Origin of the sequence: Roseovarius sp. (assembly GCF_018066915.1) — a bacterium.
In the GTDB taxonomy this organism is placed as follows: domain Bacteria; phylum Pseudomonadota; class Alphaproteobacteria; order Rhodobacterales; family Rhodobacteraceae; genus Roseovarius.
The window spans coordinates 1-8606 of record NZ_JAGPVV010000210.1 but is presented as its reverse complement, the minus strand read 5'-3'; the positions used below and the strand labels follow the sequence as shown (position 1 = coordinate 8606).

Annotated in this window: 9 protein-coding genes; 4 read left to right on the top strand and 5 right to left on the bottom strand. The window is 64.1% G+C overall.

Annotated features, from left to right (window positions below; all coding sequences use genetic code 11):
* A partial coding sequence (rpsL, locus tag KBT70_RS11770; protein ID WP_296633341.1) for a 30S ribosomal protein S12 occupies positions 1-325 on the bottom strand: 325 nt, incomplete at its 3' end.
* Between the two features lie 329 nt (positions 326-654).
* Between rpsL and KBT70_RS11765 the strand changes: the two genes are divergently transcribed.
* Positions 655-1473, top strand: coding sequence for a putative rhamnosyl transferase (locus KBT70_RS11765; protein ID WP_296633339.1), 819 nt, complete (start codon positions 655-657; stop codon positions 1471-1473).
* 13 nt (positions 1474-1486) lie between these two features.
* Positions 1487-2305 carry a glycosyltransferase gene (locus KBT70_RS11760; protein WP_296633337.1) on the top strand — a complete coding sequence of 273 codons (819 nt, stop codon included), beginning with the start codon at positions 1487-1489 and terminating at the stop codon, positions 2303-2305.
* Here KBT70_RS11760 and KBT70_RS11755 read toward each other — a convergent pair.
* The 4 genes from KBT70_RS11755 to KBT70_RS11740 all read right to left on the bottom strand — a co-directional run bounded on the left by KBT70_RS11755 (position 2244) and on the right by KBT70_RS11740 (position 6982).
* Positions 2244-3164, bottom strand: a complete 921-nt coding sequence (locus KBT70_RS11755; RefSeq protein WP_296633334.1) for a DMT family transporter — start codon at positions 3162-3164, stop codon at positions 2244-2246. The genes KBT70_RS11760 and KBT70_RS11755 overlap by 62 nt on opposite strands.
* Positions 3165-3231: 67 nt before the next feature.
* Positions 3232-4011, bottom strand: a complete 780-nt coding sequence (locus tag KBT70_RS11750; protein ID WP_296633332.1) for a 3'(2'),5'-bisphosphate nucleotidase CysQ — start codon at positions 4009-4011, stop codon at positions 3232-3234.
* Positions 3998-5344 carry a TldD/PmbA family protein gene (locus KBT70_RS11745; RefSeq protein WP_296633330.1) on the bottom strand — a complete coding sequence of 449 codons (1347 nt, stop codon included), beginning with the start codon at positions 5342-5344 and terminating at the stop codon, positions 3998-4000. Before KBT70_RS11745 ends, KBT70_RS11750 begins: the two co-directional genes overlap by 14 nt.
* 117 nt (positions 5345-5461) lie before the next feature.
* A complete protein-coding gene (locus tag KBT70_RS11740) occupies positions 5462-6982 on the bottom strand; it encodes a DUF2125 domain-containing protein (RefSeq protein WP_296633328.1) in 1521 nt (506 codons plus the stop codon).
* A gap of 129 nt (positions 6983-7111) precedes the next feature.
* On the opposite strand from KBT70_RS11740, the gene KBT70_RS11735 reads away from it, so the two are divergent.
* Together KBT70_RS11735 and KBT70_RS11730 are read left to right on the top strand one after the other, a co-directional pair.
* Positions 7112-7861: an SDR family oxidoreductase gene (locus KBT70_RS11735; protein WP_296633325.1), complete on the top strand. Its 750-nt coding sequence runs from the start codon at positions 7112-7114 to the stop codon at positions 7859-7861.
* Positions 7858-8490 carry an enoyl-CoA hydratase/isomerase family protein gene (locus KBT70_RS11730; RefSeq protein WP_296633323.1) on the top strand — a complete coding sequence of 211 codons (633 nt, stop codon included), beginning with the start codon at positions 7858-7860 and terminating at the stop codon, positions 8488-8490. The genes KBT70_RS11735 and KBT70_RS11730 overlap by 4 nt, the downstream gene beginning before the upstream one ends.
* The last annotated feature ends 116 nt before the right edge of the window (positions 8491-8606 follow it).

Sequence of the window (8606 nt, the reverse complement as noted above, 5' to 3'; positions counted from 1 at the left end):
CCTTGACGCCTTGCGTATCAAGCACGCCGCGCAGGATGTGGTAACGCACACCGGGAAGGTCTTTTACACGGCCGCCACGGATCAGAACCACAGAGTGCTCCTGAAGGTTGTGGCTCTCGCCGGGAATGTAGCTGATGACCTCAAAGCCATTGGTCAGGCGCACCTTGGCAACCTTCCGCATGGCCGAGTTCGGCTTCTTCGGCGTCGTGGTATAGACGCGCGTGCAGACGCCACGCTTTTGCGGGCAGCCCTGAAGATGCTGTGACTTGGTGGTTCTGACTTTCGGCTGCCGCGGCTTGCGGATCAGCTGTTGGATCGTTGGCATTCCGGTTATTTCCCCGTCTCTCAACACATGTGTCTGCACAAGGACCAGCCCCATGCGGTTAATCAAAAGCGAATCGCGCGTCCGCAATACGCAAAGACCGCAATCGCACCCTGTCCATCGGGTCCGACGCGGTGGGTTTCCAGAGGATCGGGGCGCATTCGCCCGGATCTTGACCACTACAGTTCTGATACAGGCGACGGGGCGACCCCCTCAGCCATGGATGGGGCGCGTATAGGGGGAGTCGCGGGGGTTGTCAACAGGTCCGGACTTGCGTTCACCACAGGCCGATGCCACAGTTGATCCCAGCAGTCTAAGGCATGCAGGGCAGGATGGAAAATGCAAATTCGCAGGTGATCGGCCTGTGCCGTTTTTCCTATCCAGCCCTCGGTGGTTTTCAGGTCGAACATACCGAAACCGCAGAGCGCGAGGCTTATTTATACGCCCCCGAACGCATGCAGGAACGCTTTCGCCTGTTCGAGGAATTCACTCTGCCGCCGCTGCGCGCACAGAGCGACCCGGATTTCACGTTACTGGTGGTCATCGGCCCCAACATGCCCCGCCATGACCACGAGCGGCTGATGGATAATCTCGCCACCCTGCCACAGGCCCGCGTCGTGATCCGCGAACCGGGGCGTCACCGCGATGTCATGCGCGAGGTCATCAACGCAGCCGTTCTCGACAGCGATCAACCCTCCTTGCAATTCCGCATGGATGATGATGATTCAGTCTCTGTCCGCTTTGTCGAACGCCTGCGCAAACTGGCCCAGGCCGCGCGCGGCCTCTTGCGCAGCAACCGCCATGTCGCGATTGATTTCGTCAACGGCTTTGTCGCCACCCCCACGCCAGAGGGTATTCTGGCCGCGGCCACGTTTCAGCACATGTGGACCCCGGCACTCGCCATATCGGTCCGTCCTGGCGTGCGCCATACGATCATGAACTATTCCCACGCCCGCCTCTGGCAGACCATGCCGACCCTGTCCTCGCCCGAGGAGCCGATGTTTGTGCGCGGCCACAACGGCTATAACGACTCGCGCCAGAAAGAAGGGGTGCGGATGCCCAAGCTGTCGCTGCTGGATACCGCAGGCGAGGCGCTCTTTCGCGATCACTTTCACATCGACGCGGATCGGGTCCGCGCCAGCTTTCGCTAGGGGACCGGAAAAGATGCGCGTGATCGGAATTTGCCGGTTTTCCTACCCTGCCTTGGGCGGCTTCAAACGCATGCATGACACGGTCGAAGAGCGTGAGGCCTATCTCTATGCCCCCGCCCGGATGGAGCTGCGCTTTCGCCACTTCGAATGTCTGACCCTGCCCTCCATCGCGGCGCAGCAGAACCCCGATTTCACCTTTCTCGTGATGATCGGGCAGAACATGCCGAAACTCTACCGCGACCGGCTGCAGGATCTCACCGCCCCCGTGCCGCAGATCAAGATCATCGAGAGCGAACCGATGAAGCATCGCCTTGCCATGCAACTGGCGATCAAGGAGGAACTGGGCGAGGATACCGACCTATCCATGCAATTCCGCCTCGATGATGATGATGCCGTCGGTCTCAGCTTTGTGCGCAGCCTGCGCTGGTTCGAGAAACACACCCGCACCATGCGCAAAAGCTGGCGTTACATGGCCATCGACTATAACCGGGGCTATTCCGTCACCCTGTCCGAGCATGGGATCATTGCCGAAGCGCTTCAGGCACCGTTCTGGGCCTGCGGTCTCGCCGTGCTCTTTCGCCCCGGCGATCCGATGACCGTAATGAACTTTGGCCATCACAAGCTGCATTTGGACATGCCCACGCTGATCCAGCCCGGCCCGCATATGTATCTGCGCGCCAAGCATGACGACAACGACTCGCATGCCAAATACCATACCGGCCCGATGCACCCGATTGATGCCCGCGAAGCAGCGTTCTTCAAATCTCAGTTCAACGTGGACGAGGACCAAGTGAAAGCTGTCTTTTCAAATCCGCCTTGGCCCGCCGGCTGATCTGCGCCTCGCGGTAGAGCGTGAAAAGACCGCTTGCCACCACAATCGCGGCCCCCACCAGGGTCAGCGTTTGCGGCCAGTCGCCAAAGGCCAGCCAGCCCAGCAAGAGCGCCCAGATGAGGCTGGTATAACGGAACGGTGCCACGAAACTGATCTCGCCCACGCGCATCACCATAATGGAAAAGAGATAGCCGCCGATGATCATCACCGCCGCGCCACAGATCAAGAGCGCCGCCCGCCCATCGAGCACCACCCATTCCCCGGTCAGGCTTCCCAGACCGAAAAACGCCATGATGAAAAACGAGTTGAACAGCGTCACCAGCATCGAGGGCACATCGCGCGACAACCGCCGCGTCGCCAGATCGCGCAGCGTGACAAAGGCCACCGCCGCCAATCCATAGACCGAATAGATGTTGAACCCTTCGGTGCCCGGTCGCACGATCAGCATCACGCCGATGAACCCGGCCATGATCGCCGCCATCCGCTTCCAGCCCACCGGCTCGCGAAAGAACAGCGCGGCGGCCAGCGTCAGCGTCAACGGCAGGGCCTGCATGATCGCGCTGATATTGGCCAGAGGCATGTGATAGAGTGCTGTCACAAAGAAATAGGCCGATCCGATTTCGCCCACCAGACGCCAGAACACCGGCCCCCAATCCTCGCGCGGCAAATGCCGCTTGAGCGCGCCCATCTTCCACGCGATCAGCGCCACAAGGATCGTCGTCACCACCCCGCGCAGGAACATCACCTGAAAGAGCGGCACCTGTCCCGCCAGCCCCTTGATCATGGCATCGTTCAGCGTGAACGCGGCCATTGACCCCATCATCAGAAGGGCGCCGGTCAGATTGTCGGAGCGGGGCATGATGTGCCTGTTTTTTGATCCTGTCGCCCGCGCATTAGACGTGGATCGCCACCGGGTGCAAGGGGGATCACCCCGCCAATGCCGCGTGCAGCGCTCCGTGCAACACCGGGTTGGCGGCCAGCACACCATCGACCATCGGCACCGGGTTGTTAAAGCGCAACGGCCCCGCGCGGCGGTCCGATGTCATCGCCCCCGCCTCGCGCAGGATCAGATCGCCCGCCGCAATGTCCCATTCCCAAGATGGGCGCAGCGTCATCATCGCGTCATAGCGCCCCTCTGCCACAAGGCTGAGGCGATAGGCCAACGACGGGCGAAAGGCGCGCGCCACCTCGGGCACGCGGCCCCCCCGCCAATTCTCGGGCGCATAATTGGGCTTGGAGGCAAGGATCGACGCACCCTCGAGATCGGCCCGCGCTGTGGCCCGGATCGGAACACCGTTCAGCGTGGCCCCCTGCCCTGCGGCGGCAGCATAAAGCTTGTCGCGCATCGGCAGATAGACAACGGCGGCAATCACAACGCCGCCCTCGGCCACCGCCAGCGAATGTGCCCAACTGTCGCTGCCTTCGATAAAACTGCGCGTGCCGTCGATGGGATCGACGATGAACACCCGCTCTGCCCCCAGCCGCGCGGCGGTATCTTCGGTCTCTTCCGACAACCAGCCATAAACGGGTCGCGCCCCGCGTAGCGCCTCGAGCAGCATCGCGTTGACCGCCAGATCCGCCGCCGTCACCGGCCCCGCACCACCCGGTTTGTCCTGCATGTCGAGCGGCCCGCCAACATAGCCCGTGGCAATGCGCCCCGCCGCATGGGCCGCTTCGATCAAGAGCGCCAGATCATTCCCCGGCAAGCGTCAACCCCTCGATCAGCAGCGATGGCACCACCCGGCCCACATGCAGCCGCGCATCATTGGCCGGGATCATCCGACGCAGCATCTCGGGCAGGCTGCCCGCGATGGTGCATTCGTTGACGGGATAGGCAATCTCGCCCTTCTCGATCCAGAACCCTGCCGCCCCCCGCGAATAGTCGCCAGTGTTGGGATTGATGGTGGAGCCAATCATCGACGTGACCAACAGGCCTGTTCCCATCTCACGGATCAGATCATCGCGGCTCTGCGTGCCCTGCGTGAGCGCGATGTTCCACGTCCCCGGCGAGGGCGCAGAGGACGTGCCGCGCGTGGCATTGGCCGTGCTCTGCATCCCCAGCTTGCGCGCCGTGGCAAGATCGAGCGTCCAGCCCATCAGCACGCCATCCTGCACAATCGCCCGCTTGGCGGTCGGCAACCCCTCGGCATCGAACGGGCGCGATCCGCTCACGCGCGCACGGTGCGGGTCCTCCAGCACCGAGAGCGCCTTGGGCAGCACCTGCTCGCCCAACCGCTCGCGCAGCCACGACGACCCCCGCGCCACCGATGCGCCACTTACCGCCGCCAGAAGATGCCCGATCAACGAGCCAGAGATACGCTCGTCGAACAGCACTGGATAGGCCCCGGTGCGCGGGCGGCGCGCGCCCAGACGTTCCACAGCCCGCGCCCCGGCACGCCGACCGATTTCGCCAGCGTCCCGCAGGTCGCTGGCGAAAATCCGGCTATCGCCATCGTAATCGCGTTCCATCCCGGTGCCTGTCCCGGCAATCGCCACACAAGAGAGGCCCGTATCGCTACGCGCATAACCGCCCGAAAACCCGTTGCTCGCGGCAATATGCACGGCCCGGTGGCTGTAGGTGGCGCTCGCCGCCTGCACCTGCGTGACCCCTGCCACCCCAAGGGCTGCGGCCTCTGCCTCTAGCGCCATCCGCGCCAATGCGTCAGGGGCAGGCTCGGGGCTCGGGTCGCAGAGTTCGAGCGCCGCCAGATCCCAATCTCTTGCCAATTGCCCCGGCTCGGCCAGCCCGGCATAGGGATCAACCGGCGCTTCCCGCGCCATCGCCACTGCCCGCTCGGCCAGTGCCGCAATCGTCGCGGCCCCGGTATCCGAGGCCGACACGCTCGCCTGCCGCCCCCCGATCAGCACCCGCAGGCCGATATCCACACCCTCAGCCCGCTCTGCCTGTTCCAGCGTGCCGCCGCGCATGTCGATCGTGACTGATTGCCCGCGCAACGCAATCGCATCCGCCGCCTCTGCCCCGGCCTTCAGGGCCGCGTCAATCAGCGCATGGGTCAATTCATCGAGCGCTTTCGCCATGGCCATCTCCTTGTTGCCGCCCTGAGGTAGACCGACGCCCCCCCACGCGCAAGCCCGCGCCCAAGCAAAAGGCCACGCGCCTGCGCCCGTGGCCCTCTCTTGCCGTTCATTTCCGCATTATTTCAGACGCTGCCCATTCGCCAGAACCTGACCATCCTCGGTCACTTCGATGCGCGATGTCAGCTCGTCCTCGCCGGTGCCAGTGCGCGCGAACATCCCCGCCATCATCCGCACCATCATCGCCTGATCCTCGGCCACAAAGCCCATGCCAATGAGCTTGTCCAAGAGGCCATTGCCCCCCACCAACCGCAGATCAATCGCGCCCTCCGGGGCCGGCACCCCGTCAAAGCTGGTCAGGTCCGTCTGATCAAAGGTGAACGCCCCCGCCCCGGTCAGCTTGGCCCCTGCCAGATCAACCGTCAGGTCATTGAGCACGAGGCTCTCCACCTCGCCGGGGACCTCTTCACCCTCTTCCAGCTTGGCCATCTGCGCGGGGTCCAGCAGGTCGTAAAAGAGCCGACCCTTGCCCGAGAGATCGACGCTGATCGTCGCCGGATCACGCGGCAATTGCGCGCCCGGATCGAACATCGCCCAGATCGTATCGGCCATGGTGAACCCACCAAATTCGAGCGCCAAGGCGAAATCCTGTGCTTCATCGCTTTTGGAAACAGGCATCACTAGATTGAATCCCATCCGCGCCATCTCGGCCGTGACCGGAAAGGGTAGTCCGCTTCCCGCCAGAGCCACGCTGACGTCGCGCCCCTCGCCGCCATAGCGCAGGCCATCCGGCCCCATGCCCACCTGCAGCGTGCCCGATGTCGAGCTTTGGGTGCCTTCGATATCCTCGTCGCCATTGGTCAGCCGGTAGGAGGTGTTGCCCTCTTCATAGGCGATCTCACTGTCCACCCGAAAGCCTGCGCGCAGCGCGGCGGCCATGTCGCTGGTGTCGACGCCATCGATCATATCGCCATTCCCGGTCATGCTCAGCCGTGCCATCGTGCCGTTGATCCGGACGCGTCCCCCCTCTGCGGGGTCGGTAAAATCAATCTCGTAGACCACGGGACCGGCGGTCATCTCTTGCGTGACCGCGCGCGTGTCCCCGTCCAGCGTGCTCTGATGACGCCCCGCCATATCGGCCATGCGGACCTCGGCCACCCCAATCTCGACCGTGTCCGCCCCGGCGACGACGTCATCCAGCGTCATCGCCACCTCTTGCGCGGTGTAGTCATAGGTCATTGCACTGGCATCGCCGGACACGACCATCTCCATGCCCGTTTGCGCCACCTGCATGGTGATCGCGACCTGCTCGCCTGTCTCATCCTTGAGGTCCATCGCAATCGGCATGACCTCGGGCAGGATCACGGCCACCGATCCGTCGCTTTGCTCGACCAGTTGCATCTCCCCCATGCGCACCTCGACCGTGCCACCCTCTTCAGGCACCTCCATCCGCATCGCGAGATCGCGGATTGTCAGCGTATCACCTGCTTGCGCGGTCTCGGCGGTGACGGCATAGCCATTGCTTTCCAGATAGCTTTGCCAATCCTGCCAGACCTCTGCGGCGGTCAGATCGGCAAATCCGGCTGTCGCCGACAGGCAAAGCACAGAGGTAGAAGCGGCAAGCGTGCGGATATAGGACATGAAGAGCACCTTTTTAAAATCGGAGTTGCCAACAACTTCGGTTGTCACCGCCGCTTGGTCAAGGGATGATCTGACTGGAACTTGGCCTGCCCCAGCGTTAGGACAAGGGCAGTCACAAAGGGGAATACCATGGATATGCAGGGCAAATGCGTTCTCATCACCGGCGCCAGCAAAGGCATCGGCGCCGCCGCTGCGCGGGTTTTTGCCGCAGCCGGGGCGCATGTCGCGCTTGCCGCACGCAATGGCGATGCGATTGCCGAACTCGCGGGCGAAATTGGCCCCGCGGCCATTGCCATCCCTTGCGATGTCAGCCGCTATTGGGAAATGGAGGCCGCCGTTGCCGCGTGCCACACCGCCTTTGGCCAGTTGGACGTGCTCATCAACAACGCCGGCGTGATCGAGCCGATCACCAGCCTAACGGATGCTGACCCCGAGGCTTGGGGACGCGCCATCGACGTCAACCTCAAGGGTGTTTTCAACGGCATGCGCGCAGCCTTGCCCGGCATGATCGCGCGCGGCGCAGGCACTATCCTCACCGTCAGCTCCGGGGCGGCCCATAACCCGCTCGAAGGCTGGAGCGCCTATTGCGCGTCCAAGGCGGGGGCCGCGATGCTCACGCGCTGCGCCGATCTCGAAGCCGCCCCCGCAGGCATCCGCGTCATGGGCCTCTCGCCCGGCACGGTGGCCACCGACATGCAGCGCGAGATCAAGGCCAGCGGCGTCAATGCCGTCAGCCAGTTGGACTGGTCCACGCATATCCCCGCCGATTGGCCCGCCCGCGCCCTCCTGTGGATGTGCGGCCCCGACGCCGCCGAGTTTGCCGGACAGGAAATCTCGCTGCGGGACGAGGCGATCCGCCGACGCGTGGGCCTGATATGAGTGCGGCCCCTCTGGTCACGCTAGACCGGGACGGCGGGTTCTGGATCGCCACGCTCAACCGCCCGGACAAGGCCAACGCCCTGACCGAGCCGATGCTCTCGGACCTCGCCGACATCGCCGAAGCCGCGCAGGAGGCGCGCGTGTTCGTGCTGACCGGCGCGGGCAAGGTGTTCTCTGCCGGGGCTGACCTGGAGGCCGCGCGCACCGGTCTGGCCACCAGCCCGGTCTGGGAACGCCTCTCGGGCGCTATCGCGGCCCTCCCCGGCCTTAGCATCGCCGCCCTCAATGGCACGGTCGCGGGCGGGGCTATGGGCATGGTTCTGGCCTGTGATCTCCGCATCGCCGCCGAGGGCGCGGGCGCGTTCTATCCGGTGATGAAACTGGGCTTTCTTCCCCAACCCAGCGACCCCGCCCGCCTTGCAGCGTTGATCGGTCCGGCACGCGCCAAGATGATCCTTCTGGCCGGCGCGCGGCTCAGCACCCAAGAGGCGCTCGATTGGGGTCTCTTTGAGCGCGTGGTTCCCGGCGACAGCCTGATGCAGTCCACCCGCGATCTGGCCGCCAACGCCCTCGCCGCGTCCCCCGAGCATGCGACAGCGCTCAAGGCGATGTGCCGCGCAGCGGGCTGAATGGACAAGAGCGCGGGATGGGACCGTGCGACCGTACGGTTTGACCGCACAAAAGTACGGTCCACCTCTTCAGACCGGAATTGGAAACGGTCTGAGCAGGGTATCCTTGCGCAGGT